23 protein-coding genes and 1 pseudogene are annotated in these 26,185 nt (G+C 72.7%); 9 read left to right on the forward strand and 15 right to left on the reverse strand.

Features of this window, described 5'->3' with window-relative positions; translation table 11 throughout:
• Positions 1 to 55: 55 nt before the first annotated feature.
• Together ACXJMZ_RS14850 and ACXJMZ_RS14855 are read right to left on the reverse strand one after the other, a co-directional pair.
• Positions 56 to 1,924, reverse strand: a complete 1,869-nt coding sequence (locus ACXJMZ_RS14850) for a PAS domain S-box protein (RefSeq protein ID WP_457030539.1) — start codon at positions 1,922 to 1,924, stop codon at positions 56 to 58.
• Between the two features lie 239 nt (positions 1,925 to 2,163).
• Positions 2,164 to 3,024: a universal stress protein gene (locus tag ACXJMZ_RS14855; RefSeq protein WP_457030495.1), complete on the reverse strand. Its 861-nt coding sequence runs from the start codon at positions 3,022 to 3,024 to the stop codon at positions 2,164 to 2,166.
• 356 nt (positions 3,025 to 3,380) lie between these two features.
• On the opposite strand from ACXJMZ_RS14855, the gene ACXJMZ_RS14860 reads away from it, so the two are divergent.
• The 4 genes from ACXJMZ_RS14860 to ACXJMZ_RS14875 all read left to right on the forward strand — a co-directional run bounded on the left by ACXJMZ_RS14860 (position 3,381) and on the right by ACXJMZ_RS14875 (position 6,403).
• Positions 3,381 to 4,028 carry an Rv1733c family protein gene (locus ACXJMZ_RS14860; RefSeq protein WP_457030496.1) on the forward strand — a complete coding sequence of 216 codons (648 nt, stop codon included), beginning with the start codon at positions 3,381 to 3,383 and terminating at the stop codon, positions 4,026 to 4,028.
• 66 nt (positions 4,029 to 4,094) lie between these two features.
• Positions 4,095 to 5,090, forward strand: a complete 996-nt coding sequence (locus ACXJMZ_RS14865) for an Acg family FMN-binding oxidoreductase (protein ID WP_457030497.1) — start codon at positions 4,095 to 4,097, stop codon at positions 5,088 to 5,090.
• A gap of 100 nt (positions 5,091 to 5,190) precedes the next feature.
• On the forward strand, positions 5,191 to 5,889 hold the full coding sequence (locus tag ACXJMZ_RS14870) for a response regulator (protein ID WP_457030498.1): 699 nt from the start codon (positions 5,191 to 5,193) through the stop codon (positions 5,887 to 5,889).
• 109 nt (positions 5,890 to 5,998) lie between these two features.
• Positions 5,999 to 6,403 (forward strand): pyridoxamine 5'-phosphate oxidase family protein, encoded by a 405-nt coding sequence (locus ACXJMZ_RS14875; RefSeq protein ID WP_457030499.1) that lies wholly within the window; start codon positions 5,999 to 6,001, stop codon positions 6,401 to 6,403.
• Between the two features lie 68 nt (positions 6,404 to 6,471).
• Here the strand turns inward: ACXJMZ_RS14875 and ACXJMZ_RS14880 are convergent, their stop codons facing one another.
• The 3 genes from ACXJMZ_RS14880 to ACXJMZ_RS14890 form a co-directional block, all read right to left on the reverse strand.
• On the reverse strand, positions 6,472 to 8,169 hold the full coding sequence (locus ACXJMZ_RS14880) for a GAF domain-containing protein (protein ID WP_457030540.1): 1,698 nt from the start codon (positions 8,167 to 8,169) through the stop codon (positions 6,472 to 6,474).
• Between the two features lie 151 nt (positions 8,170 to 8,320).
• Complete coding sequence (locus ACXJMZ_RS14885; protein ID WP_457030500.1) at positions 8,321 to 8,761, reverse strand: VOC family protein; 441 nt, start codon at positions 8,759 to 8,761, stop codon at positions 8,321 to 8,323.
• A 102-nt stretch (positions 8,762 to 8,863) separates the two neighbouring features.
• Positions 8,864 to 10,234, reverse strand: a complete 1,371-nt coding sequence (locus ACXJMZ_RS14890) for an FAD-dependent oxidoreductase (RefSeq protein WP_457030501.1) — start codon at positions 10,232 to 10,234, stop codon at positions 8,864 to 8,866.
• Between the two features lie 122 nt (positions 10,235 to 10,356).
• Here ACXJMZ_RS14890 and ACXJMZ_RS14895 point away from each other — a divergent pair, with 122 nt between their 5' ends.
• Both ACXJMZ_RS14895 and ACXJMZ_RS14900 read left to right on the forward strand, forming a co-directional pair.
• Positions 10,357 to 10,710, forward strand: coding sequence for an ArsR/SmtB family transcription factor (locus tag ACXJMZ_RS14895; protein WP_457030502.1), 354 nt, complete (start codon positions 10,357 to 10,359; stop codon positions 10,708 to 10,710).
• Between the two features lie 50 nt (positions 10,711 to 10,760).
• Complete coding sequence (locus ACXJMZ_RS14900) at positions 10,761 to 11,234, forward strand: N-acetyltransferase family protein (RefSeq protein ID WP_457030503.1); 474 nt, start codon at positions 10,761 to 10,763, stop codon at positions 11,232 to 11,234.
• 49 nt (positions 11,235 to 11,283) lie between these two features.
• On the opposite strand, the gene ACXJMZ_RS14905 is transcribed toward ACXJMZ_RS14900, so the two are convergent.
• The 4 genes from ACXJMZ_RS14905 to ACXJMZ_RS14920 form a co-directional block, all read right to left on the reverse strand.
• Positions 11,284 to 11,871 (reverse strand): SUKH-4 family immunity protein, encoded by a 588-nt coding sequence (locus tag ACXJMZ_RS14905; protein ID WP_457030504.1) that lies wholly within the window; start codon positions 11,869 to 11,871, stop codon positions 11,284 to 11,286.
• Between the two features lie 156 nt (positions 11,872 to 12,027).
• Positions 12,028 to 15,147: an error-prone DNA polymerase gene (locus ACXJMZ_RS14910; RefSeq protein ID WP_457030505.1), complete on the reverse strand. Its 3,120-nt coding sequence runs from the start codon at positions 15,145 to 15,147 to the stop codon at positions 12,028 to 12,030.
• A 193-nt stretch (positions 15,148 to 15,340) separates the two neighbouring features.
• Positions 15,341 to 16,903 (reverse strand): DNA polymerase Y family protein, encoded by a 1,563-nt coding sequence (locus ACXJMZ_RS14915; protein ID WP_457030506.1) that lies wholly within the window; start codon positions 16,901 to 16,903, stop codon positions 15,341 to 15,343.
• Position 16,904: 1 nt separating this feature from the next.
• Entirely contained in the window at positions 16,905 to 17,609 is a 705-nt protein-coding gene (locus tag ACXJMZ_RS14920) for a hypothetical protein (protein ID WP_457030507.1), read from the reverse strand.
• Positions 17,610 to 17,928: 319 nt separating this feature from the next.
• Here ACXJMZ_RS14920 and ACXJMZ_RS14925 point away from each other — a divergent pair.
• Both ACXJMZ_RS14925 and ACXJMZ_RS14930 read left to right on the forward strand, forming a co-directional pair.
• Positions 17,929 to 18,327: pseudogene (locus ACXJMZ_RS14925) on the forward strand (aspartate-alanine antiporter-like transporter); the annotation flags it as partial.
• A gap of 207 nt (positions 18,328 to 18,534) precedes the next feature.
• Positions 18,535 to 19,872 (forward strand): NAD(P)/FAD-dependent oxidoreductase, encoded by a 1,338-nt coding sequence (locus tag ACXJMZ_RS14930; RefSeq protein WP_457030508.1) that lies wholly within the window; start codon positions 18,535 to 18,537, stop codon positions 19,870 to 19,872.
• 1 nt (position 19,873) lies between these two features.
• Here ACXJMZ_RS14930 and ACXJMZ_RS14935 read toward each other — a convergent pair whose 3' ends face one another.
• From ACXJMZ_RS14935 to ACXJMZ_RS14945, 3 genes are all read right to left on the reverse strand, one after another.
• Positions 19,874 to 21,139 carry an MFS transporter gene (locus tag ACXJMZ_RS14935; RefSeq protein WP_457030509.1) on the reverse strand — a complete coding sequence of 422 codons (1,266 nt, stop codon included), beginning with the start codon at positions 21,137 to 21,139 and terminating at the stop codon, positions 19,874 to 19,876.
• Between the two features lie 143 nt (positions 21,140 to 21,282).
• Positions 21,283 to 21,819 carry a hypothetical protein gene (locus ACXJMZ_RS14940; protein ID WP_457030510.1) on the reverse strand — a complete coding sequence of 179 codons (537 nt, stop codon included), beginning with the start codon at positions 21,817 to 21,819 and terminating at the stop codon, positions 21,283 to 21,285.
• A gap of 31 nt (positions 21,820 to 21,850) precedes the next feature.
• Positions 21,851 to 22,780 (reverse strand): AraC family transcriptional regulator, encoded by a 930-nt coding sequence (locus ACXJMZ_RS14945; RefSeq protein ID WP_457030511.1) that lies wholly within the window; start codon positions 22,778 to 22,780, stop codon positions 21,851 to 21,853.
• A gap of 131 nt (positions 22,781 to 22,911) precedes the next feature.
• Here ACXJMZ_RS14945 and ACXJMZ_RS14950 point away from each other — a divergent pair, with 131 nt between their 5' ends.
• Entirely contained in the window at positions 22,912 to 23,412 is a 501-nt protein-coding gene (locus ACXJMZ_RS14950) for an anthrone oxygenase family protein (protein WP_457030512.1), read from the forward strand.
• 9 nt (positions 23,413 to 23,421) lie between these two features.
• Here ACXJMZ_RS14950 and ACXJMZ_RS14955 read toward each other — a convergent pair whose 3' ends face one another.
• From ACXJMZ_RS14955 to ACXJMZ_RS14965, 3 genes are all read right to left on the reverse strand, one after another.
• The gene (locus ACXJMZ_RS14955; RefSeq protein WP_457030513.1) at positions 23,422 to 23,850 is read right to left on the reverse strand and encodes an SSI family serine proteinase inhibitor; all 429 of its coding nucleotides are present in this window, start codon (positions 23,848 to 23,850) and stop codon (positions 23,422 to 23,424) included.
• Positions 23,851 to 23,942: 92 nt separating this feature from the next.
• Positions 23,943 to 25,613, reverse strand: a complete 1,671-nt coding sequence (locus tag ACXJMZ_RS14960; protein WP_457030514.1) for a purine-cytosine permease family protein — start codon at positions 25,611 to 25,613, stop codon at positions 23,943 to 23,945.
• A 117-nt stretch (positions 25,614 to 25,730) separates the two neighbouring features.
• Positions 25,731 to 26,153, reverse strand: coding sequence for a hypothetical protein (locus ACXJMZ_RS14965; protein ID WP_457030515.1), 423 nt, complete (start codon positions 26,151 to 26,153; stop codon positions 25,731 to 25,733).
• Positions 26,154 to 26,185: the final 32 nt, after the last annotated feature.

Genomic DNA, 26,185 nt, shown 5'->3' on the forward strand with positions numbered 1-26,185 from the left:
GACCCCATCTGGGTCACCGCCGGCGACCCCATCTGGGTCACCGCCGGCCGCCTGTTCAGTCGATCGCCAGGGTGAGCCAGACCGTCTTCCCGGTGGCGGTCGGGCGGGCTCCCCAGCCGCAGGCGAGTGACTCCACCAGGGACAGGCCCCGGCCGTCCTCGCTGGCACTGTCGGCCGGGCGGGGGACCGGCAGCGACGGGCTGGCGTCCGAGACCTCCATCGTCAGCTCCCGGGCCGTGCGGTGCAGGCGCAGCCCGATCGGTCCCTGGGCGTGTCTGACGGCGTTGGCGATCAGCTCGGAGGCGAGCAGGCAGACGGTGTCCTCGGGCTGGGGGCAGTCCCAGTCCTGGAGGGTGGCCCGCAGGAAACGGCGGCCCAGGGAGGCCGAGGAGGGCAGCGCGGGCAGTTCGACGGCAGCGGTCGCCAGCGGTGCGGCAGGCAACTGGGCGAGCAGCAGTGTCACGTCGTCCGAATAGCGGTCCGTCCCCGGCAGCATCGCCCGGAGCACCCGGTCGGCGACCACCTCCAGGTCGGGCGTCCGGATGAAAGCCCGCTCCAACTCGGCCGCCAGTGAAGCGATCTGGACATCCAGATCGCTCTCGGGGGTCTCCACCAGACCGTCCGTGTACAGGACCAGGGTGGAGCCGGGCGGGACGGTCAGTGTCGCCTGCTGGTGCGGGACGTCGCCCACCCCGAGCGGGACGCTGACCGGCGCGAGGAGTTCGCGCACCGTGTTGTCCGGCGAGACCAGCAGGGCCGGCAGGTGGCCGGCCGAGCAGATCGACACCTCGCCGACGTGCGGGTCGATCACCAGGTAGCAGCAGGTGACCAGTTGGTCCGGCAGATCGGCGACCACCGAGTCCAGCGCCTGCATCAGCTGTCGCGGCGGCATCCCGGTCTTTGCCAACGCGTGGGCAGCAGAGCGCAGTTGTCCCATCACGGCGGCGGCCTCCAGCCCCCGGCCCATGACATCCCCGACGATGACGCCGATCCGCCCGGCGCCGAGCGGCACCAGGTCGAACCAGTCGCCGCCGACCCCCGCCCCCTCGGTCGAGGCCAGGTACCGGCTCGCGGTACGCATCCCGGGGATGTCCGGCGGCGAACCCATCAGACTGCGCTGCAGAGTGAGCGCGATGTGTCGCTGCTGCTGGTAGAGCCGGGTCAGCTCCAGCTCGGCCCGCTTGCGGTCGGCGACGTCGCGGACGATCGCGGACGCTCCGCAGATCGCGCCGTACTGGTCCCGGGTCGGCCACAGGGTGACGTCCACGTCCAGCAGCTGTCCGGCAGCCGCCACCCGGAGCGACTCGTGGTTCTCCACCCGCTCGCCTCGGGCGAGCCGTTCCAGCAGTGCGGTCACCTCGTCCTTGCGGTCGGGCGGGGCGAGCGTCCCGATGTGGCGCCCGAGCGCCTCCTCCGGGCCGTAGCCGTACAGGCGGTGGGCCGCGGCGTTCCAGTACGTGATCCGGCCGTCGAGGGTGTGGGTGATGATCGCGTCCTGCGAGGACTCGACCAACGCCGCCAGTTCGCTGATCCTGACCTCGGCCGCCTTGCGGTCGCTGACGTCCCGGATGGCAGCCGAGACCAGCAGGCCCTCGGCGGTCTCCAGCGGGCTGAGGCTGATCTCGACCGGGAACTCGGTGCCGTCCCGGCGCAGCCCGTACAGGTCGAGCCCGGAACCCATCGGCCGGGTGCGCCGGGTGACGGTGTATCCGCTGCGGTGCTGCGGGTGGTGAGCGCGGAAGCGTTCGGGCAGCAGAGCCTCCACCGGCCTGCCGAGCAGCTCCTCCCTGCGGTACCCGAACAGCGCCTCGGTCTGCGCGTTGACGAGCCTGATCACCCCGCCGTCGTCCACGATCACCATCGCGTCCGGCGCGGACTCCAGCAGGCCCCTGAACCGCTGCTCGGCGGCGCGCAGTTCGTCCATGTCCCGGTCGGAGGCGCTCTGGTGAGGGACCGCCGCCGCGTCCGCACCACCTCGATCCATGGAACCGTCGGAATGGTGATGATGAGGGGTGACCATGGCATATGACCGTACTGACGGGGTGGGACGGGGGGTGAGGATCCGGGAATTCTTGCAAAGTAGAACGAAATCGCCTGTCTCTGACCATTTCTGATCGTGCGAATGCCGGACCGTGCAAAGGCCGGGCCCGGCGCCGGTCGGTCTCAGTCGTGCGGGACCACGGCGACCGGGCTGTGGGCGTGATGCAGGACGATATGAGCCACCGTTCCCAGGCGGGGCGCTGCCATCGGGTTTCCGGGCGCACGCCGCCCCAGCACGACCAGGGAGGCCCCGCGTGAGGCCGCCCGTAGCGCGTCGGCCGCGCTGCCGCCGACCACCTCCGGACGGGTCGGAACGCCGGGGAACTTCTCCCGCCAGCGGGCCAGCGCATCCTGCAGGTGCACCAGCCGAGCTTCCGTCAGCGACTCCCTGATCGCCTGCTGCCCCAGCGGAGCCTCCGTCAGATACGGGCCGGCGGGGGCGGTCCAGGCCTCCACCACCCGCAGGGCGACTCCGCGCCGGGCCGCCTGGCCGAAGGCGAAGGCCAGCACCGCGTCGCAGGGCCGGTCACCCTGTATGCCGACCACCACCTCGCCCCGGCCGTCGGCCGCAGCATCGGCCTCGTCGCGCACCAGGACGACGGGGCACCGGGCGTGGGCCGCCGTACGGAGCCCGACCGAGCCGACCAGACGACCGACCACGCTGCCGAGCCCCCGGGAGCCGAGCACCAGCAGGCCGGCCCGCTCGCCGGCTGCCGCCAGGGCGTACGACGGGGTGCCGTTGATCTGCTCGCAGGTGATCCGCACGTCCGGCAGCGCGGCGGCGATCCGGTTCCGGATCTCGGCCACGGGTTCCGGCAGCCGGTTCACCGGGCCGTCCTCCTCCGGAAGCGCGCCCCCTGCCGTTGCCGCGACGTGGATCATCCGCAGGTCGCGTCCACTTCGACGGGCCTCCTCCGCGGCCCAGCGGGCGGCGGCCTCGCTCTGTGCCGATCCGTCAAGTCCGACCACTACGACGTGCTGCATGGCTGTGACCTCCACTGTTCCGACCGGCCGTAGCGCGGATTCGCTCGGCCGGGGTGCTTGGACACGGACACTCTGCCGCCGCCACCGCGACCCGGCCCAGGGGCCGATCAGCCCCCAGGTGGCCCGAAGGTCCCGGCCTCCGCCTCAGCTGCCGGGCGCCACGGCGACCAGGCAGGCGACAGGTCTGACGGATCATCAGGTCTCGTGGGCGAACGGGACTCCTGACGAGCCCCGGGTACGCGACCCGGGACCACCGGCCTTCCGGGCGGTCCCGTCAGTCCCTGTGCTCGCCCACGCGCTGTTGGAAGGGTGTGCAGGGGGCGGCGTCGGACCGCCACCTCGAAGGAGAGACGGACATGGCCAGCACACGCCGCCCCACCGCCCGACTGTGGCTCCGTCACCTGCGCCGGGCTCTCGGCCTCGAGCGGAACGCGTTGAGCCGACCGCTGGACCGGGCCCGTAGCCGTGCGCTGCTGCTCGGCGCGCTCGGCCTCACCCTCGCCGCCCTCGCAGGCACCGTCACCGCCCTGGTCACGCTGGGCTCCGACCAGCACCAAGCCAAGGCGGCGGCGTTCGGCCGGCACCACATCGACGCGACGGTCCGCACCCCGGCGCAGCGGACCGGCTCCGGCGCCGCGTTCAGCCGGACCGCCTACCAGGCCGAGGCCGCCTGGACCTACCCGGCCGGCCAGGACCACACCGGCACGATCGTCCTCACCCGGCCTGCCGCGCCGGGCGCCACCGCCCGCATCTGGGTCAGCGACACCGGCCTGCTCTCCAGTGCACCTCCCAGCAGCACCGACATCGCCGTCGGCGCAGCCGGCCTTGGCCTGTTCACACTCGGCGGCCTGTCCGTCCTGATCGCCGCCGGCGTCGGCCTCCGGCTGCGCTCCCTGGCCTGCGTGGCAGCGGGGGAGTGGCAGGAGGCCTGGGCCCGCCTGGAGCCGACCTGGACCGGCCGCTCCTCGGACCTGCCGGGCGCCCCCGACAGCAGGCTCGGCTGACCCACCGTCAGCGGAGAGCACGTGCCGTCCCGATCCCGACCATCCCGCAGGAAGACGAGACACCTCATGGCTCCGTTGCTCACCGTCCGCACCACCGAGGACCTGCTCGTCGCCGCGGCGGCTGCGGCCCCGTCCATCCACAACTCCCAACCCTGGCGCTTCGGTTCTACCCAGGAGGCCGGCGTACTCGCGGTCCACGCGGCGCCGGAGCGGGCCCTGCCGCTCACCGATCCCGACACCAGAGCGCTGCACATCTCGGTCGGAGCCGCGCTGTGCAATCTCAAGGCGGCCGCGATCCACCTGGACCGGGAGCCCGTGATCAGGCTGCTGCCCCACCCGGACGAGCCCGACCTGCTGGCCACGGTGCGGCTCGCCGGGCGACCACGCGCGGGCCTGCTGCGACGACCCGACCTCCACCAGGCGATCTGGCGACGTCGCAGCAGCCGGCTGCCGTTCTCCCTGGTCCCGGTGCCCGAGGCCGTTCTCAACGAACTCACCGAGGCCGCCCGGCTGGAGGGCGCCGAACTCCACCGCCCGGGCCCGGCCGAGCGCGCCCGCCTGCTCGGCCTCACCGCCGTGGCCGAGTCCCGCAACGTCCTCGATCCCGGCCGCCGGGCCGAGAGCCTGGCCTGGACCGCAGGATCCGGCGACACCCACGGCCTCCCCGCCTACGCGTTCGGCCCGCAGGATGTCACCGGTCGGCTGCCGATGCGGTCCTTCGGCGGCCAGGACCAGCCGCCCCGGGACCGGGCCGCGTTCGAGTCCGACCCCCAGCTCCTGCTGCTGACCACTCGTCACGACCGGCGCGCGGACTGGCTTCGCGCCGGCCAAGCGCTGCAGCACGTGCTTCTGCTGCTCACCCTCCACGGTCTGCGGGCCTCGATGCTGCACCAGGCTCTGGAGTGGCCCGACCTCCGGGCCCGGACGACCACCACCGACGCCGGCCGTTGCGCACCCCAGATGCTGCTGCGCATCGGGTACGGCCCGGCGGGCTTCCCCACGCCCCGCTCCCGGACCACCGCTCCGCTCGGCCGGCCCGGCACGGGTCCGGACGGCGATTAGGGCCGTCCGGCCCTACCGACCGCCGTCACTGCTCCGTCAGACTCCCCCTCAGACTTCCTCCGACCCGACCTTCCGGCGGGTCCCCGAGTACGGAGACGTGATGGCGGACAACGGGGCGGCACCGGCGGGCACTTGCGTGAAGGTGTTCCTGCTCGACGATCACGAGGTCGTCCGCCGGGGGGTGCACGACCTGCTGGACGCCGAGCCCGACCTGGTGGTGGTCGGCGAGGCGGCGACCGCCGGGCAGGCGATCGCCAGGGTCCCCGCGCTGCGGCCGGACGTCGCCGTGCTGGACATGCGGCTGCCCGACGGCGACGGTGTGACGGTCTGTCGGGAGCTGCGTTCGCGGATGCCCGACCTGGCCTGCCTGATGCTGACCTCCTTCGACGACGAGGAGGCCCTGCTCGACTCGATCATGGCGGGCGCTGCCGGGTACGTCCTCAAGCAGATCAGCGGCACCGACCTGGTGTCCGCCGTCCGCACGGTCGCCTCCGGGCAGTCCATGCTCGACCCCGGGGCCGCCACCCGGCTGATGGCGCGGATGCGCGGCGACGCCAACCCGCAGGCCCCCGCGTTCCCGGAACTCACCGGCCGGGAGCGCGAGATCCTCGCCCTGATCGGCGAGGGCCTGACCAACCGTCAGATCGGGGAGCGGCTCTACCTCGCGGAGAAGACCGTCAAGAACCACATCTCCCGCCTGCTCGCCAAGCTCGGGGTGGAACGCCGCGTGCAGGCAGCTGTGATCGCCACCCAGGCCCGCGCGGCCGGTCACCAGCCGGCCGGCCGTACCCGCTCCTGAGCCCGCCGATGCCCCGTGCACGCGACCGATCCGCCCCAGGGCCGTCCGGCGGACTCCGAGGACCATCGGCCCCTCACCCGGAAGCCCTTCCCCGGCGAACATCGACGACATGAAACCTGATCAGATCCCCTCGGTCGATCCCGCGCCGCTCGACGAACCGCAGTGCCTGCGCCTGCTGGCCACGGCATCGGTCGGCCGCGTCGTCTACACGGTCGGCGCGCTGCCCGCGGTGCTGCCGACCCGCTTCCGCCTCGACAGCGGCGGCGTACGGCTGCGCGCCGCCGCCGGGTCCGGTCTGGTCCGCGCCGTGTCCGGCTGCCTGGTGGCCTTCGAAGCGGGCGAGGTCCGCTCGTCGGACGGCGGCGGTTGGACCGTCACCGTCCTCGGCCGGGCGGAAGTCACCGAGGACCAGGCCCGGCAGGATCCCGACCCGGCCGGCCAGGTCACCGTCCTGATCCACGCGGAACTGGTGACCGGCCGCCTGCTGCCGCCCTCGCGAACCTGCCCGACGTGAGCGCGGGCCGACGTGAGCACGGCCCGGCGTGAGCGCGGGCCGGCCTGCGCAGCACCGGTGCCCGGTGCTCAACTGCCGAGCGGCGCCGACCAGACCAGCCGCGCCCCGCCGCCCGGCGGGGCGGTGAGCTCCAGCGCGCCACCCAGGCCTTCGGCCCGTTCGGCGAGATTGCGCAGACCGCTGCGTCGGCCCTGCTCGGGGATGCCCACTCCGTTGTCCTGCACGGTCAGCACCACCTGTGTCCCCGTGGCCTGCAGGACCACCTCGACCCGCCCGGCGTGCGCGTGCCGCACGGTGTTGCTCAGGGCCTCGCCCAGGACCGCCACCACATGGTCGGCCACCGCTGCGGACACGTCGGTGTCCAACAGGCCCTCCATGCTCAGCCTCGGCGCGAAACCCAGCGCCGTCTGCGCCTCCTCGACCACCTTGACCGTCCGGGCCCGCAGGCCGTACCCCGACCGCTCCTCGCGGACCCGGAGCCCGAAGATCGTGGACCGGATGATCTTGATGGTCTCGTCCAGGTCGCCCACCGCGCGCAGCACCCGGTCCGACGCCCCGGGGTGCTCGATGAACCGAGCCGCGCTCTGCAGGGTCATTCCGGTGGCGAACAGCCGCTGGATGGCGAGATCGTGCAGGTCCCGGGCGATCCGGTCCCGGTCCTCCAGCATGGCCAACTGCTCGGCGTCCCGCCGTCGGTGCGCCAGCTCCAGCGCCAGCGCGGCCTGGTCCGCGAAACCCAGCAGCGGTCCGATCTCCTGCTCGCTGAACACGGCCTCGCCCGCTCGGCGGGCCAGCAGCAGGACTCCGTCGACGTGCCCTGCGGTCTGCCCCAGCGGCACTGCGACCGCCGGGCCGAGGCGCTCGGTCCGCCGCGGATCGCCTGTCAGGCCCGGGTCGGTAGCCAGGTCCACGGTGGTGACCGGGGCACCCCGGATGAGTGCCGCCCCGGAGAGCGTGGCCTCCCTCGGCACCACCAGGCCCGCCCGCCGCGCGGTGTCCCCGCCGAGCGCGAGTTCCACCCGCAACGTCTCGCCGTCGGCCTCCGGCACGACGACGTCCGCCAGCTCCGCACCGGTGATATCCCGGGCCCGCTGCGCGATCAGCTCCACCACCTGGGTGCGCGAACTGCCCGACAGCAGACTGCGGGTGATCTCCGCGCTCGCGCTCAGCCAGCGCTGCTGGCGCTGCGCCTCCTCGTACAGCCGCGCGTTGTCGATCGCCACCCCCGCCGCCACCGCCAGGGTCGCGATCACCGACTCGTCGTCGGCGTCGAACTCCTCACCGCCCCGCTTGTCCGTCAGGTAGAGGTTGCCGAACACCTTGTCCCGCACCCGGACCGGCACCCCGAGAAAGGTCTTCATCGGCGGATGGTTGGCCGGGAACCCGTAGGACGCGTGATGCTGCGACAGGTCACCGAGCCGCAACGGCTCCGGATGACTGATCAGTTCACCCAACAACCCCTTGCCGGTCGGGTAGGACCCGATTCCTGCCACCTCTTCGTCGGACATCCCCACCGTCAGGAACTCCGACAGCCGCTCCCCGTCCGGGCTGATGATCCCCAGAGCCGCGTAGCGGGCATCCACCAGGATTGCGGCGGCCTCGACGATCCGGCGCAGCGCCTGGGTCAGGTCCAGTTCCCGACCGACCGACAGCACCGCCTCCAGCAGGCTGTGCACCCGGTCCCTGGTCCCACGGGCCGCGTCGATCCGCGCCTGCAGCTCCTCCAGTAGCTCGTCCAGCCGCAGCTGCGGAATGCGCGACCGCATCTCGTCCCCCACCGGAGTCTCCTCTTCGTCGCCGGCCGGACTGTTCCCCAGGATCAGCACGGCAGGCGAACGGCCCGCCGCCCGACTCAGTTCTACCGCAAGGCGACGCGCGGCAGGCGGCCGACGGTGACCGGCCCCTCGATTCTCCTTCTCAGTTCAGTTGCTGGGCCAGTCCGACGATGATGCCCTCCGGGCCGCGGACGTAGCAGAGCAGGTAGCTGTCCTCGAACCGGGCGATCTCGCCGAGGAGTTCGGCGCCGTGCGGGCGCAGGCGGGCGACGGTGTCCTCGACGTCGTCGACGGCGAACATGACGCGGTGCGTGCCCAGGATGTTGTGCGGCCGGTTGCGTGGCTCGGCGCTGATCGCCGCGGGGCTGCGGTACTTCGCCAGTTCGAGCCGGCTGTGACCGTCCGGGGTCCGGAGCATCGCGATGTCACAGCGGACGCCGTCGAGTCCGGTGCACTGGTCGGCGACGAGGCCCCCGACCTCCGCCCTGCCCTCCAGCTCCATGCCGAGTTCCACGAAGTACGCGACGGCGGCATCCATGTCCTCGACGACGATGCCGACGTTGTCCATCCGCTGAATCGCCATGCCGGTCTCTCCTCTTCCTCGTGGGCCGGTGGTGGGTCTACCCGAACAGTCTGCAGAAGAAGGTCTTCGACATCGTCCGCCGACACGGCCGGGTCTGTGGACTCAGCATCCTCCGGCGGTGGAGCAGGAGGTGCTGGGGACGGCGAGGGTGATCAGCTGCGGTGTGGCGGGGGTCGAGCAGCAACCCCCGGTGGCCTCGGGCTGCGCGGTGGGCTGGTCGAAGAGGCCGGCGCCGCCGCAGACTCCGGTCTCGGGGAGGGTCAACTCGACGCGGGCGGCGGCCTCGTGGTCGCCCGCGAGGTGGGCGGCGACGGAGCGGACCTGCTCGTAGCCGGTCATGGCGAGGAAGGTCGGGGCGCGGCCGTAGGACTTCATGCCGACCAGGTGGACGCCTTGCTCGGGGTGGGAGAGCTCGGCGGCGCCGTGCGGGTAGACGGTGCCGCAGGAGTGCTGGTTGGGGTCGATCAGCGGGGCCAGTGCGGTCGGGGCCTGGAGCCGCTCGTCCAGCGCCAGCCGGAGCTCGGACAGGAAGGTGTGGTCGGGGCGCAGGCCGGTGAGGACGATGATCTCGTCCAGGCCCTCGGCGCGGTCGCCGTCCTCGGAGAGAAGGGTGAGCTTGCCCTCGGACTCCTCGACGGCGGCGGTGCGGAAGCCGGTCAGCGCACTGGCGTGGCCGTTCTCGACTGCGGCCTTTGCGGCCTGGCCGAGTGCGCCGCGGGCGGGGAGCTGGTCGGCGCTGCCGCCGCCGAAGGTGGATCCGGTGATACCGCGCCGCAGGACCCAGACGGCGTGGGTGCCGCTCTCCTGCTGCGCCAGGTCGGCGAGCGCGGCCAGGGCGGTGAAGGCGGAGGCGCCGGAGCCGACGACGGCGGTGCGCTGGCCGGCGTACCGGGTGCGGACCTGAGGGTCCTTCAGGTCCGGGATGCGGTAGGAGATGCGGGCGGCGTGGGTCTTCTCGCCGAGGGCGGGCAGGCCGTCGGCGCCGAGGGGGCTGGGCGTGGACCAGGTGCCGGAGGCGTCGATGACGGCTGCCGCGCTGATTCGCTCCTCGCGGCCGTCCGTGGTGGTGAGGTGGACGGTGAAGGGCTGGGTGTCGCGGCCGGAGTCGACGGTACGGTCGCGGCCGGCCCGGGCGACGCCGGTGACCGTGGCGTTGTAGCGGACCTTGTCGCCCAGAACGTCCGCGAGGGGCTGTAGGTACTGCTCGGCCCAGTCGGCACCGCTCGGGTAGGCCGAGCCGTCCGGGCGGGTCCAGCCGGTGGGGACGAGAAGCCTCTCGGCGGCCGGGTCGACGAGCTCGGCCCAGGTCGAGAAGAGTCGTACGTGCCCCCACTCGCGCACCGCACTCGCGGCGGCCGGGCCGGATTCGGCGACGAGCACATCGAGGCCGCGCTCGGTGAGGTGGGCGGCGGCGGCCAGGCCGATCGGGCCGGCTCCGATGACGAGGACGGGCAGGTCGAGGTCTTCGGACATGGCGGTGGTCCCTTTCGAGGTGAGCGGGCACGGGCGGCTGCGGCCGCCCCGCTGATTCGACAAACGTCGATGTTGGCGGTCCCGACCTTGCCACTTGATTAGATGGCTGTCAACATAGACACATGTCGAATCTGGAGTTGACGGTCCTGGAGCCCGAGGCGGTGCCGTGCTGCCCGCCGATCACCTCGGCGGAGCTGTCCGTGGAGGACTCGGTGCGGATGGCGGCGATGTTCAAGGCGCTGGCGGATCCGGTGCGGCTGCGGCTGTTCTCCAAGGTGGCCTCGCACGAGGGTGGTGAGGCGTGCGTGTGCGACATCCAGGACGTCGGGGTCTCCCAGCCGACCGTCTCGCATCACCTGAAGAAGCTTCGCGAAGCCGGCCTGCTGACCAGTGAGCGGCGCGGCACCTGGGTCTACTACAAGGTGGCGCCGTCCGTGGTGGCCGGCATGGCCGCCCTGCTGGACCTGAACCGCTGACCCGGGTGGTGAGGAATCCGGTGCTGCACTCCGACGTCACTCTCGCCCCGATGACACCCGGGCATTCCGGGCGGGTCCTGGCGATCTATCAGGCGGGCATCGACGAGGGGAACGCCACCTTCGAGACCAGGGCTCCCGACTGGGAGGCGTTCGACGCCGCCCGGCTGCCCGGTCACCGGCACGTCGCCCTGGGCGTGGGCGGCGAGGTGCTGGGCTGGGTTGCGGTCAGCGCGATCTCGGCCCGGCCCGCGTATGCGGGCGTGGTCGAGCACTCCGTCTACGTCCACCCAGACGCGCGTGGGCGGGGCATCGCGCGCGCCCTGCTGGACGCGCTCATCGCCTCGACCGAGGCGGCCGGGATCTGGACCATCCAGTCCGGCGTGTTCCCGGACAACGCTGCCAGCCTCGCCCTGCACGCCAAGGCCGGTTTCCGGGTGATCGGTACTCGCGAGCGCGTCGCCCGCCACCGTGGTGCCTGGCGTGACGTGCTGCTGATCGAACGCCGCAGCCCAGTCGTCAAGTAGTCGACGGCGGCCCGGCGTTGTGGTCCTTCAACCGGCCGGGGCGGGCGGCTCAGGCGTCCTCGTCGGCGTACTCCTCGCGCAGGTCCGCCAGGGCGTTCTCCCAGAACGAGGATCCGTCCGGGCCCTGCCCGAGCTCTTCGAGCAGGGCGGTGAACTCCCGCAGGGCGGCTGCCCCGTCCTCTCCGGTGATCCGCTCCTCGTACAGAGCCAACAGCCCCAGAGCGCCGATGAGTTCGGGCAGCGAATCAGCCGCAGGGCCGCCGTAGCCGGCGGCGTGGTCCCAGCCGTCGGGGTTGTAGACCTCGACGGCTCCGGTGTCACCGCGCAGCATCAGGTGCAGCCCGTAGCGCTTGCCGACGCAGTAGGAGTAGCTCTTCGGCGGGGAGTCGTCGTCCGGGTAGCGGTTCCCGAACAGCTCGTCCGGGTCCTCCTCCCACATGCCCTCGGTGGGCAGGCCGGCGGAGTCGTACGAGAGGAAGTCCAGCTCCACGGCGGGGATGCCGACCTCGGTCAGGAACGCCCGGATCCCGGCATCCTCCAGCCCGGCGGGCAGGGCGGCGGCGTCGGGCCGCCAGATCGTCCCCGGGCCGAAGCAGCTCTCCAGCCAGGCAGTGGTCGGCTTTCGCGCAGCAGCCAACAACTCGGACTCAACCACGGACTCCCCCAGGAGCTTCACAACGACCGTCCGCCCGGCCGGACGCGACGTGACCATCCAAGCGCATCCGGCCGACAGTGCGCCGGCTGCCGGCCCTGGGCTGATCTTCACCTGTCGCTGCCGATCGGGCCCTTCCTGTCAGCGGAAGTTCCGACTGTGGGCGCCGGGAGCGAGGGTGAGAGGTACGAGGCGGGTGGCGACCAGGTTGATCGCGCCGTCGCGGCGCTCGGCGGTGCCGTGGACGAGCAGTCCGGCGCTGTCGAGGGCAATCCTGCGCTGGTGCTCCCACACGTGCGGTTGGACGACGATGTTGACGAGGCCGGTCTCGTCCTCCAGGGAGATGAAGAGGACTCCGCCTGCGGTCGGCGGGCGTTGGCGGTGGGTGACCAGGCCACCGACGCTCACCGGCGCGCCGTGGACCGCCTCGTCCTTGAAGCCGACAGCGGTCATGGCGCCGCACCGGTCCAGGTGGGGGCGGGCGTGCTGGACGGGGTGGGTGGTGGCGGAGGTGCCGGTGGCCCAGAGGTCGGCGATGGTCTCCTCGATGGCGGTCATCTCCGGCAGACCGGGTGGTGCGGTGAGCGCGGGGGCGGTGCCGGGGAGCATCTCGTCGGTGGTGCGGGCGAGCAGCCCAGCGGACCACAGGGCCTGACGACGGGTCACCCCGAGACTGGTGAAGGCGCCGGCGGTGGCGAGGGCTTCGAGGGCGGGTGCGGGAAGGGCGGTGCGGCGGGCGAAGTCCTCCAGGTCGGCGTACGGCTGCCCGGCGGCGACGGTGGCGGCGTGGTCGTCGCCGAGGCCCCGGACGGCGGCGAGGCCGAGCCGGATCGCCGGACGGGCACCGGGCACGGCCGGCTCGCCGACGGCTTCGAGGGTGGGGGCGGGGTGGGAGTGGTTGACGTCGGCGGGCAGCACGGTGACGCCGTGCCTGCGGGCGTCGGCGATCAGGCTCAGCGGGGAGTAGAAGCCCATCGGCTGGTTGGCCAGCAGCGCGCAGGTGAACGCCTCCGGGTGGTGCAGCTTGAGCCAGGCGCTGGCGTAGACGAGCAGGGCGAAGGACGCGGCGTGGGACTCGGGGAAGCCGTAGCCGGAGAAGGCGTCGATCTTGGTGTAGACGTCGGCGGCGACCTCGGGCGGGATGCCGTGTTCGGCCATCCCGGTCAGCAGGCGCTCGCGAAGCGCGGCGACCCGCTGGTGGGAGCGTTTGGAGCCCATCGCCTGGCGGAGCTGGTCGGCCTCGGTGGGGGTGAAGCCGGCGCAGTCGATGGCGAGTTGCATCATCTGCTCCTGGAAGAGCGGGACGCCGAGGGTCTTGGTGAGGGCCTTCTCCATCAGCGGATGCGCGATGGTGGCGGGTTCGTGGCCGTTGCGGCGGCGGATGTAGGGGTGCACGGAGCCGCCCTGGATCGGGCCCGGCCGGATGAGCGCGACCTGGACCACCAGGTCGTAGAACTTCTTCGGGCGCATCCGGGGCAGCGCGCCGGCCTGGGCACGGGACTCGACCTGGAAGACGCCGACGGTGTCCGCCTTGCAGAGCATCGCGTAGACCTCCGGGTCGTCGGGCGGGATGGTGGCCAGGTCGTAGCGGACGCCGTGGTGACGTTCGATCAGGCCGCAGGCGTCGTGCAGGGCGGAGAGCATGCCGAGGCCGAGGAGGTCGATCTTGACCAGGCCGGCTTCGGCGCAGCCGTCCTTGTCCCACTGGAGCACGGAGCGGCCGGGCATGGTGGCCCACTCGGTGGGGCAGGTCTCGGCGATCGGGCGGTGGGTGAGGACCATGCCGCCGGAGTGGATGCCGAGGTGGCGGGGCAGGCCGCGCAGCCCGGCGGCCAACTCCCGTACGTCGTCCGGCACTCCGGCATCGGCCGGGGGCATCTCGTGCCAGCCGGTGGCCTTGGCGAACCGGTCGAGGTCGCCGGTGGCGTAGCCGAGGGCGCGTGCGGCGTCCCGGACGGCGAGACGCGGCTGGTAGCTGATGACGTTGGCGACCTGGGCGGCGTGGTCACGGCCGTAGGTGTCGTAGACGTACTGGATGACCTCCTCGCGACGGCGGTGCTCGATGTCCAGGTCGATGTCCGGCGGGCCGTCCCGCTCGGGGGAGAGGAAGCGCTCGAACAGGAGCCCGTAGTGGATCGGATCGACCGAGGTGATGCCGAGGGCGTAGCAGACGGCGGAGTTGGCGGCCGATCCCCGGCCCTGGCACCAGATGGCCGAGCGGTGGGCGAAGGCCACGATGTCGTGGACGATCAGGAAGTACCCGGCCATGTCCAACTGCTCGATCACGTCCAGCTCGTGGGCGACCTGCCGGTGCGCTTTCGCGTTGCCGGGGGCGAAGCGGGTGGCGGCAGCGTCCAGGGTGAGGCGGCGCAACCAACTGCTCTCGGTGTGGCCGTCCGGGACGGGGAAGCCGGGCATCTTGGGCTTGAGGGTGCGGAAGTCGAAGGCGAGCTCATGGGCGAGGTCCACGGTGGCCTGCTGGACGCCCGGCCAGGGGGCCAGCCGCCGGGCCATCTCGGCGGGGGAGCGCAGGTGGGCGGTGCCGGCCGCCGCCAGGTACGCCTCGGCGTCGGCCAGGGAGCGGCCCTGGCGCAGGGCGGCCAGGGCCTGGGCGAGCCGGCCCTGGGCGGGGGAGGCGTGGTGGGCGGCGGTGGTGGCCACCAGGGGGAGCCCGGCCCGGGTGGCGAGCGTAGCCAGGGCGTCGTTGCGGTCGTCGTCTCCGGGCAGGTGGTGGTCGGTCAGTTCGACGAAGACGTTCTCCGCTCCGAACCGATCGGCGAGAAGCTGGAGTTCACGTTCGGCACCGGCGATGCCCTCGGTGTCGAGAGCGCGGCGGACGGCGCCCTTGCGGCAGCCGGTGAGTACCGCCCAGTGTCCGCCGTGCGCATCGGTGAGCCGCTCGCGGTCGTACCGGGGGCGGCGCTTGGCACCACCGGCCAGGTGGGCGTCACCGATCACCTTGGCCAGGCGTCGGTAGCCCTCCACTCCCCGGGCCAGAACGAGCAGGTGCTCGCCGTCCTGGTCCGCGACGCCGGTCGGGGCGAGCGCGGCGTCCAGGGTCAGCTCCGCCCCGAACACCGTGGCGATGCCGGCCCGGCGGGCCTCGGCTGCGAACACGGCGGCCGCATAGAGGCCGTCGTGGTCGGTCACCGCGAGCGCTCCGATGCCCAACCTCGCCGCCTCGTCGACCAGTTCGGCGGGATCGCTCGCGCCGTCGAGGAAGCTGTAGGTGGTGTGGACGTGCAGCTCGGCCCAGCTCACTCCGCCTTGACCGCCCGCGCGCGGCAGTGGGGAGGGCTCCGGGTGTGGCGGGGGCCCAGGGAAGGGGATGACCGTACGGTCACCCGGCCGGGGGCCGGCCATGGCGCGCTCCAGATCGCGCCAGGGTGTCTTCGGGTGGTTGGTGAAGCCCATGTTGCTGTGTCCGGTCGTGCGGGAGGGGATTGATCAGGAGTCAGGTGTCGTAGTCACCTTCCAGGTGCCAGCGGCCTCCGGTGACGGCGAGCAGTAAAGCCCGGCCGTCGGTGACGGTGACCTGTATCCGGGCGGTGCGCCGGGCCTCGCCGGGATCCCACCAGCGCTCCTGCTCCGGCCACGGCCCAGCCCAGCCCGTTACCTCCACGGCACCGGAGGGCAGTACCAGGCGGGCCGGGGCGCTCTGGGCCTCCGCCCGCGCGGTGACCTCGACCTCTCGGCCCTCGGCGTCCAGCAGCCGCACCGGTACCGGGCGGGCCGGCACCCGGGTCGGCGACGGCGCGGGCAGCCGGCCAGGCCAAGGCCCGTCCGCGCGCCGCTCCTGGTGGGCGTCGCCCCAGGGCGTGCGGACGACCCGGTCGGCGGGGGTGCGGCCGCCGGCCAGCTCGACGGTGACCGGCGCGGTGTGGCCGAGGATCGCCTGCACCCGGGCCACGGCCCGCTCGACCCGCTCGGTGGCTTCCTGGTCACCGTCGGCCAGCGACAGTTGGCGGCCCGGATCATGGACCAGTCCGTCCGGGACCAGCCGCAGCACCACGACCCCGCCGGAGGCCTCGTCGAACAGCTGCCGCTGCTGCCACGCCTGCAACTGCCAGCGGACCCGCTCGGCCACCGCCCCGACGGACAGCAGACCCTCGTGCCGCCAGGCCCGGGACGCACCCGTCCCGTCGGCGCACTCCACCTCGATCTCGACCCGCCCGCAGGCCAGACCCGCCCCGGCGAGACCGGAGTGCAGACGCTCGGCCAGCGCCCGGGCCGCGAACACCAGCGGCTCCATGACCGTGAACGGCTGGTCGAAGCGCTGCTCCACCGTCAGGTCCACCCCGGGCGGGCGGGCGACGACCGGTCGAGCCTCCAGCCCCCGGGCCAGTCGGTGCGCGGCCACGCCGGCCTGACCGAAGCGGTCCGCGACACTGCCGACCGGGAGGCCGGCGAACTGACCGATCGTCACGATGCCGAGCCGCCTGAGCAGATCGGCCAGCTTCGCCTCCGCCAACTCCGCCACCGGGATCACCGCCAGGAACCGGGCGCTCTCCCCGGGCGGCACGATCCGCCCTGCCCGGGCCGCCAGTTGCGCTGCGAACAGGCCGTCGGCGATCCCGATCCGGCACTCGTACCCGGCGGACTCCACCCCGTCGACCACCTTCTCCGCCAGCGCGTGCTCGCCGCCGTGGAACCGGGCCGCACCGGCAGCCGGAAGCGCCAACATCCCGGGGCGCACCACCTCCAGCCGTGCGGCCAGTGCACCCACCGCGTCCGCCACCGGTTCGAACAGCCCGGCCTCCGCATCGGCCCGGCGCTCGTGCACCGCCAAGCCCGCGACGAGCGACTGGGCCGAGCGCAGCTTCTGTCCCTGCCGCACCCCACCGCGCCGGGCGGCGCCGGAGGCGGCGAGCACCCGGCCGCGCTCGACCACGACGACCGGTCGGTCCGGCCCCGGCTCCGCACCGAGGACGGCGACCACGGGCCAGTCCGGCACCCAGACGGCCAGCACTCGCAGAGGCATGGCCTCCTCGACGGCGTCCTGCTGAGCTTGCACCACCTCAGACCACCACCAACGGGCCGCGCACCGCGTCCGCCTTGCGACGGTGCCCGGCACCGGACGCACCGGACGCACCGGCCGCGCTCGGACCGATGGCCCGGACCGCGCCCTGCCCGTCCGGCAGCCAGAGTTCGTGCTGCCGTTCGCGTGCCGCAGCCCCGCGGCCACCGGCATCCACCACCAGGCGACGGGCTCGCAGCCGGCCGCGCCCCTGACCCACGCCCTCCCAGGACCGGGAGGCCACCCGCAGCCGGACCCGTGCACCGGGCCACTCTCCGGACACCACCAGCGCACATCCGCCGCGTCTGGCCACCGTGGCGAGCTGCTCCGCCACCTGTCCCGAGACCGGGCCGGACGGGCGCAGCAGCAGCACGCCGACACCGTCGGCCAGGGCCATCGCGACCCGGGCCCACTGGTCGCCGGCGTCCTCGACCACCACCAGGCGCGACAGGTCGACACCGAGCTCGGCCGCCGCCAGCAGCCCGAGCCCCTCGACACCGACCGCCGCACACCAGGTGCCGCCGGTCGACGCGGCGGCCGCGAGCGCCAACAGCAGCGCGGTGCCGCCGCCGGTCACCGACACCACCGCACCCGGACGCAGACCCCGCTCCGGAAGGAGGCCCTCGAGCGCGGGCAGCACCGGTACCAGCTGCCCCGGACGGGACAGCTGAAGCCGGGGTGCCAGAGCGGCCAGGGATGCCTCCATGCCCCCACTGTCGAACAAATGAGCGAAAAAGGGAAGCCGGGATTCGGTTTCAAGTTAATCGGTCACTCGTTCGAGGTGATGGCATTACTGCAGGTCATGAGCGTGGACTGAGGGAATGGGAGCCGCCTCCGCGCCGGATCCTCGAGCCGGGCAGCGTCCCGCACGGCACCCGGGTCCTGGTCGGCGGACTGGTGACGAGCCGTCAGCTGACCCGCCGTCACCCGTTCGGCAGCGTGGGCGGGCTCCGGGCGCCGGGCGCCGGGGTGCTGTGTGATGCAGGAGACGATCATGATCGCCCAGGCGTACGGAGGTCCATGGAATGAGTCTGCTGCGCGAGAACGCGGTGCTGGCCCTGTTCACCTGTCTGGCACTCGGCTACCTGGTGGGGAAGCTCAAGGTCGGCCCGATCCAGCTCGGCGGCATCTGCGGGACGCTGATCGTCTCGATGCTGATCGGCGCGCAGGACGTATCGGGGAGCGCGGATGTCAAGAACGTGGCGTTCGCGCTCTTCATCTTCTCGCTCGGCTACCTCGCGGGGCCGCAGTTCTTCGCCAACCTGAACGCCAAGGGGCTGCGCTTCGGGGTGCTCTCGGTGATGGAGGCGGTCGTCGTCATCGTGAGGGCGTACGGCATCGCCATGGCGGGCGGGCTCGACGTCGGTACGGCGTCCGGCATCCTGGCCGGTTCGGCCACCGAGTCGGCGGTGGTCGGCACCGCGCAGGTGCCGATGCTCGGCTACACCATCTCCAACTTCCTGCTCCCGCTGACCGGGCCGGTCTTCGTCGGCCTGCTCGGGCTCAAGCTCTGAGCACGTAGGACCTGAGCCACCGCAGCGGGTTGTGAACCGACGGCCGCTCAGCTGCCGGGGAGTGCGCCGTCGGGCGCCCCCTGGCGGCGGGGCGGCCGTCTGCGGTTGGATGGCCGGATGGGTGGCGAAGCGGTCTCGGGGCGGGGCACAGCAGTGGTGATCGGGGGCGGGCTGGCCGGGACACTGGCGGCCTGGGCCCTGCGGGACGCGGCCGAGCGGGTGGTGGTGGTCGAACGGGACCGCTACCCCGAGCAGCCGGACTTCCGGGCCGGACTGCCGCAGGGGCGGCACGCCCACCTGCTGCTGGCGGCCGGGCACCAGGTGCTGGAGGAGCTGATGCCCGGTGCCCGGGCGGAGCTGCTGGCGGCCGGGGCGGTCGGTGTCCCGCTGGCCAGTGACCTGCGCTGGCTCAGTTCGGCGGGCTGGATGGCCGAGCACCACAGTGAGCTGGTCTTCCTCTCCTGCACCAGGCCGGTGCTGGACCACGTGGTGCTCGACCGGGTCCGGAAGGACTCCTCGGTGGAGTTCCTGGAGGGGACCGAGGTGGTCGGGCTGCTCGGCAGCGCCGGCCGGGTGACGGGTGTTCGGATCCGTGAGCGCGGTACCGAGGGCGAGGTCCGTGAGCTGCCCGCCGAGCTGGTGGTGGACGCCTCGGGCCGGTCCACCTCGGTCGCGGAGTGGCTGGCCGACCTGGGCGCGCCGGCCGTACCGGAGGAGCGGGTCGACGCCGGGGTCGCGTACTCGAGCCGGCTGTTCCACCGGCCGACCGGAGTGGACTTCCGCCACCAGGCGCTCTACATCCAGACCAAGGCACCCGACGACCCGTACCTCGCCGTGCTGCTCCCGGTCGAGGGCGACCGGTGGATCGTCAGCGTCGGCGGTATGCGCGGCGCCGAGCCCGAGCCCGGCGAGGCCGGCTTCCGCAAGCAGCTCGACCTGCTGCGCGACCCGACCCTGCGCGAGCTGCTCGCCGAGGCCGAACCGGTCGGCGAGGTCCGCGGCTTCCGCCCCGGCCCCGGGGTCCGCCGCCGCTACGAACGCCGCGCCCCGGAGGGCCTGATCGCCCTCGGCGACGCCGCCTGCACCTTCAATCCGGTGTACGGCCAGGGCATCACGGTCGCCGCGATGAGCGCCCGTGCGCTGGGCGGCGCGGTGTCCCGGCACGGTGGCATCGGTCCGGCCGCGGCGGGTGCCGCCCGGCAGGCGATCGCCAAGGTCACCAAGGACCCGTGGGTGATGTCCTCCACCGAGGACGTCCGGTTCGCCGCCACCGCCGGTGGCCCGTCCGGCGCCCTGATCCGCTTTCAGCACCGCTACCTGGACCGGGTGCTGGCCCGGGCCACCACGGACGCGCACGTCTGTGACCGGTTCCAGCACGTGATGTCGCTGGTCACGCCGCCGACCGCGCTGTTCCACCCGTCGGTGCTCGGCCCGGTGCTGCGCGGGCCGCGCTGACTCAGACCAGGGCGGGTTCGGTCGGTTCGGCGCGGTCGGGCAGTCGGCGGACGGCCGGGACGCAGAGCAGCAGGAGCGAGGCCGGGACGCCGATCGCGGTCATCGCGTACAGGGTCGGGCGCAGTCCGAACGCCGCCGCGACCGGACCGGCCACCAGCAGGCCGAGCGGCATCAGGCCGGAGGACAGCAGGTTGTCGTAGGAACTGACCCGGGACAGGGCCTGCTCGGGGATGTGGGTCTGCAGGCTGGTCTCCCACAGGACGAAGAACAGCGAGACCGCCACGCCGGTGACGGCCTCCAGGAGGGCGACCACGGTGAGCGAGGGGGCGGCACCGATGATCAGCGCTTGGCAGGAGGCCACCGCGAGTGCGGCGGCGGCGAGCGCCAGCGGGCGGGCCGGGCGCAGCCGGTAGGCCCAGAGGTCACCGACGACCGAGCCGATTCCGAACGCGGCCGTCACGGCCGACCAGCCCGCCGCGCCGCCCCACTCCTGCTCGGAGAGCACCGGCCCGAGCACGAAGATCGAGGGCAGCACCACCACGTGGTAGACGCTCATCGCCGCCATCCCGGACCAGACCCAGGTACGGGACCTGACGTGCCGCCAGCCCTCGCGCAGCTCGTCGAGGAAGCTGCCGCCCGGCGCCTCGTCCTGGGTCGTGTTCTGGGTCGTGTTCTGGGCCGGGCGCGGCCGCAACCGGACCAGGAAGGCGGCGCTCACCGCGAAGCTGACCGCGTCCAGGGCCAGTGCCCCGCCGGGCCCGGCCAGGAAGACCAGCGCTCCCGCCACCGCCGGGCCGACCACCATTCCGGAGGACAGCACCAGACCGCGCAGCGCGTTCGCCTCGCGCAGCCGCTCGGCCGGCACCACCAGGGGCAGCAGGCCGGTGGCGGCCGGCATGAAGAAGGCGCTCGCCGAGCCGAAGACCGCCATCAGCACCACCAGATGCGGTACTTCGGCCACCCCGGCGATCAGCAGCACGGCCACCGCGCCCTGGGCGGCGAACCGCACCAGGTCGGATATCAGCATGATCCGGTGCCGCGGGAAGCGGTCCGCCCACACCCCGCCGACCAGGGTGAACAGCAGCAGCGGCAGCAGCCCCGCCGCACCCACCAGGCCGACGTCGGCGGCCGATCCGCCCACCGACAGCACCGCGAACGGCAGCGCCACCATCGACACCCGGTCGCCCAGCAGCGAGAGCGACTGCCCGGCGAACAACTGGGCGAACTGCCGTTCCTCCCGGAGCACGGCGGGGATCAGCTGTTTCACGGGAAGGCCAATCGAGAGGGTGGGCACGGGCAGCCCGATAGTAGGGAGCGCCGGGCCGCGCTGTCGCCGGAGTTTCGCCCTGCAGCCGCCGGCAGCCGCCGCAGCCGTCCCTGCCGGGGCCCGGCGGAGTGCCGGACCGCCGGTCAGCTGTAGTGCATCGGGCATCCCTCGCGGAGCGCGTGCTCGGCGGCGCGGAGGTACAGCGCGGTGTAGAAGGCGGTGTCCAGGTCGTCCCGCCACGGGCCGGGGTGTCGGGAGACGGCCGGGCTGTCGAACCAGGCGCCGAGGTCGAGGGTGGCGCAGTCGGTCGGGAGGTGCTCGACGGGGAGCTCGATGGCGGCGGCCAGTGCCCGGGCTCCGTGCAGGACGGGGAGGGCGGCGCGCACGGTGGTGGTGTCGGAGTAGGAGGACGGCACCGGCAGGACCAGGGTGTCCGGGAGGTCCACCGGCAGCAGCAGGTCCCAGTCGAGCGGGGACTGATCGGGAGTCAGCGAACGGCAGAGCAGGTCGAAGCCCGCCATCGGCCGGTAGAGCTTCTCCTCGAAGGTGCGGCCGGGAGAGAAAGTGAACGTCGGCAGCCCACGTCGGGTCAGCTCGGCGTCGAGCGCGAGTGCCGTCGGCCGGAAGACCTCGTCGTCGGACCAGTCGTCGCGGTCCGTGCTCACCAGATAGATGCCCATGGCGCCGAAGGTAGGGCCGGGTACCGACAGGTCAGGCCGAGCGGTGCTGCTGCGGGCTGATGCCGTGGACGCGTTTGAAGGCGGTGGAGAGGGCGAACGGGCTGCTGTAGCCGACCTGGTGGGCGACGCTGCCCAGGGTGGCGGCGGGGTCGTGCAGCAGGTCTGCGGCCAGCGCGAGCCGACGGCCGGTCAGATAGGACATCGGCGGTTCGCCGACCAGCTCGGCGAACCGGCGGGCCAGCGCGGCCCGGGAGACGCCGACCTCGGCGGCCAGGCCGGCCACCGTCCAGGGGTGGGCCAGATCGCCGTGCAGCAGGCGGAGCGCGTGGCCGATCAGCGGGTCGGTGTGGGCCCGGTACCAGGCTGGGGCGTCCGACTCGGGTCTGGCCAGCCAGGTGCGCAGGGTGGCGATCAGGAGCAGGTCCAACAACCGGTCCAGCACGGCGTCCTGGCCCGGCCGGTCGCGGCCGATCTCCTCGCCGAGCAGGTCGATCAGCGGGGAGTGCCAGGAGTCGGCGGCCACCACCAGCAGCGGGGGCAGCGCGTCCAGCAGGCCCCGGCTGACTTCGCCGCGCAGCTGGTACGTCCCGCTGATCAGCACGTCCGGGCCGTCCGGGGTGTCGCCCCAGGTGCGGGTGCCCAGGGCCATCGTGTCGCAGAGCTCTTCGCCGTCCAGGGTGGTGGAGCTCTGGTCGGGGTGGACCACCACCCGGGGCGGGGTGTCGGGGGAGTCGGCCAGCACGTACGCCTCCGGGCCCCGGGCGATCGCCACGTCGCCGGTGGCGAGCCGGACCGGGGCGCCGTGGTCCGGCAGGATCCAGGCGGTGCCGCGGACCGGGGTGACCAGGGTGAGCGGTGCCCGGTCCTCGACCCGGATCGCCCACGGCGGGGCCAGGACCGAGCGGAGCAGAAAGGCACCTCGGGCTCGCGGCCCGGCGAGCAGTCCGGCCAGTGCGTCCATGGCGACCGAGTGTAGACGCCCGCCGTGGACGCCCGCGTATGCGGGCGAGCCGATCAACGATGGCCGGAGGGCGGTCGGAAGCGGTTGACTGGGTGTCAGACAGCAAGAGTTGACGACGGGGAGTGTGTGGGATGACCGGGTTCAGAGGTGCGGTACTGCTGGGGGCGACGCTGACCATGGGGCTCAGCGCGGGTCTGTTCTTCGCCTACTCCTGCTCGGTGATGCCGGGTCTTGCGAAGGCCGACGACCGGACCTTCGTGGAGACCATGCAGCGGATCAACGTGGCGATCCTGAACGGCTGGTTCATGGTGGTCTTCGTCGGGGCGATCGTGCTCACTCTGCTGGCGGTGGTGCTCCAGTTCCGGGGCGGTGACCGGGGCCTGCTGCCGTGGCTTATCGCGGCGGCGGTGCTCTACCTGGTGGTGCTGGTGGTCACGGGCGCGGTGAACGTGCCGCTGAACGACCAGCTGGCGGCGGCCGGTTCACTGGACGGCATACCGGATCTGGCGGCCGTCCGGGAGACCTTCGAGACGACGTGGGTGCGGTGGAACACCGTCCGGACGGTCTCCGCGACGGCGGGCTTCGGCTGCCTGGTGGCGGCGCTGGTGGTGGGCGGACGGAACGCGGGCTGACGCTCCGGTTCAGAACACCGGGGTGGTGGCGGCCCGGAGTGCACAGGAGTTGCCGAAGGTCCTGGCCCACTTCACCGGGATCCCGCGCCAGCTGCCCTCGGCGGTGGCGGTGACCGGGTCATAGAGGGCGGCGCAGGCGGTACCCGGGAGGCCGGCGAGGCGGTCGAGGTCGCCGTCGGCCTCGGTGAGTGCGGCGCAGGCGGTGGCGGGGGCGGGGTGCGAGCCGCTCGGCTGGAGGTCGCAGGTGAGGGTGGTCACCGCCGCCTCGGGCAGGGCCACCGGGCCCGGACTGACCGTCAGCAGCAGCGAGGAGTAGGCGGACTGGGGCGGGAAGACCCGCGCCGAGGCGGGGGCGGGCACGGCGAGACAGCCGGCCAGGGCCAGGCCGAGGCCCAGGGCGACGGGCAGGCGACGACGGTGCGGTGCGCTGGCGGTCATGGCGCCCAGCTTGGCCCGGGTCGGGCCGGGTACCAAGCCACCGCCACCCACGGGAGCGAGGATTGACCCGATCGGGCGACCCGGGCCTCTGCCTAGTCGCGCAGGGTCGGCATACCGAGCAGGACCGGGCCGTTGTCGGGCGACTTGGTGCAGGCGTCGTGGCAGTCCGCGTCCAGACTGCAGCAGAGCGAACAGACGGTGCCCTGGTGGAACGGGCAGTCGGCGGTGTCGGGGATCTCGTAGGCGCCCTCGCAGACGGTGCAGGTGAGGGTCTCGGTGGAGGTCGAGTCGGCGTTCGGGTTGGGGCGGGCCAGGTAGTAGCGGCCCTTGGTCGCCCAGGCGATCAGCGGGCTGCAGACCATGGCGAGGGCGAGGGCGATGAACGGGCTGAACGCCTGGGCGTACTCGCCGAACCAGCCGAAGAAGGCGCAGATCGAGACGGTGGCGGCGAAGCACATCGCGCCGAAGCCGGCCGGGTTGACCGGGTGCAGGTAGGCGCGCTTGAACTCGATGTACTTCGGGCTGAGGCCGAGCGGCTTGTTGATCACCAGGTCGGCGGTGACCGCGCCGATCCAGGCGATCGCGACGTTGGAGTAGAAGCCCAGCAGCGAGCCGAGCGCGCTGAACATGTCGAGCTCCATGAGCAGCAGCGCGACCCCGCAGTTGAGGAAGATGTACCAGACCCGGCCCGGGTGACGGTGGGTCAGCCGGGAGAAGAAGTTGGACCAGGACAGTGAACCGGAGTAGGCGTTGGTCGAGTTGATCTTCACCTGGGAGACCACCACGAAGAGCCCGGCCAACGGCAGCGCCGCCGCCCCGAACCACGGCCGCAGCGACTCGACGTACGGCGCGATCGGCTCCAGTGCCTTGGCGTTGCCCACCACGTCGAGCGCGGCGAAGGCGAGCAGCGCGCCGCCGAGCTGCTTGGCTGCGCCGATCACCACCCAGCCGGGGCCGGCCGCGAGCACCGCGAAGTCCCACCGGCGGGCGTTGGCGGGGGTGCGCCGGGGCATGAAGCGCAGGTAGTCGGCCTGCTCGCCGATCTGGGCGATCAGCGAGAGCGCGATACCGGTGCCCAGGCCGAAGCCGAGCAGGGTGAAGCCGGAGCCGACGCCCTGGGTGCCACCGAAGCGGGTGAACTCGGCGAAGGTGCCGGGGGAGTGGACGGCCAGGATGACGAACGGGCCGACCAGGCCGAGGATCCAGAGCGGCTGCGTCCAGGCCTGGAGCTTGGAGATCCAGGACATGCCCTTGAAGACGATCGGGATGACCACCAGGGTGGTCACCAAGTACCCGACCGTCAGCGGCAGATGCAGCACCTCGTGCAGCGCCTGAGCCATGATCGAGCCCTCGAGGGCGAAGAAGATGAACGTGAAACTGGCATAGACGAGTGAGGTCAGGGTGGAGCCGAAGTAACCGAACCCGGCGCCCCGGGTGAGCAGATCCATGTCCACACCGTTGGCCGCGCAGGCGCGGGAGATCGGGATGCCGGTGAGGAAGATCAGGGTGGCGGCGGTGAGGATGGCGGCGAGCGCGTTGGTGAAGCCGTACGACATCACGATCCCGGCGCCGATCGCGTAGTCCGCCAGATAGGCGATCCCACCGAGTGCGGTGGACGCCACGGACAGCGGCGACCAGCGCCGGAACGAGTGCGGCGCATAACGGAGTGAGTAGTCCTCCAGGCTCTCGTCGGCGGCGGACTTGGCGTACGAGCGGCGTGGGGCGCCCGTGAGCTCGGGGGCCTGGGTGGAGGTGTCGGTCATGCACCGCTCCCTGCTGGTCGGGGTCTGTGAGCGGTGACGTTAGGGAGTGCGTGTGAAGCGCAGCGTGCCCGAGCCGTTTCGGTGCGGTTACCGGCGGTGCGGTGATTCGGCGGTGCGTCAGCCGGCCGTCGGCGGCGGGTCGTTGACGGCGGTGATGGTCAGGACGGGCGGCCGGAGGGTGAAGCGGACCTCCTGGGTGCCGCCCTCGTACCAGGTCTCCGTCACCGCGACCGTAGTGGCGGTGAGGGTACGGGTGGACCAGGTGCGCGGGATGTTCTTCGCGCGGAAGACCGGGTCGGCCCCGTGGTGGGTGGCGGACCAGCGGTCGAGTTGGGCATTCAGGGGAGGCGGAAGGGTCTTGGCGCGGATCTCCTTCGGGTATTCGTCGATCTCGCCGAGGGCGGCCAGGCGGTATTCCTCGAAGAACGCGTCCACCTCGCCGGCGGGCGTGCGAGGCGTGGCCTGGGCCGCCGCCGGGGGCAGCGGGGCGGCGAGAGTGAGCAGGGCGGTGAGTGCGGAAATGCCGATGCGTCGGTTCATGACGGAGAGTCCATCATTCGTCAACGAATCTG

It is taken from the genome of Kitasatospora sp. P5_F3, assembly GCF_054049135.1.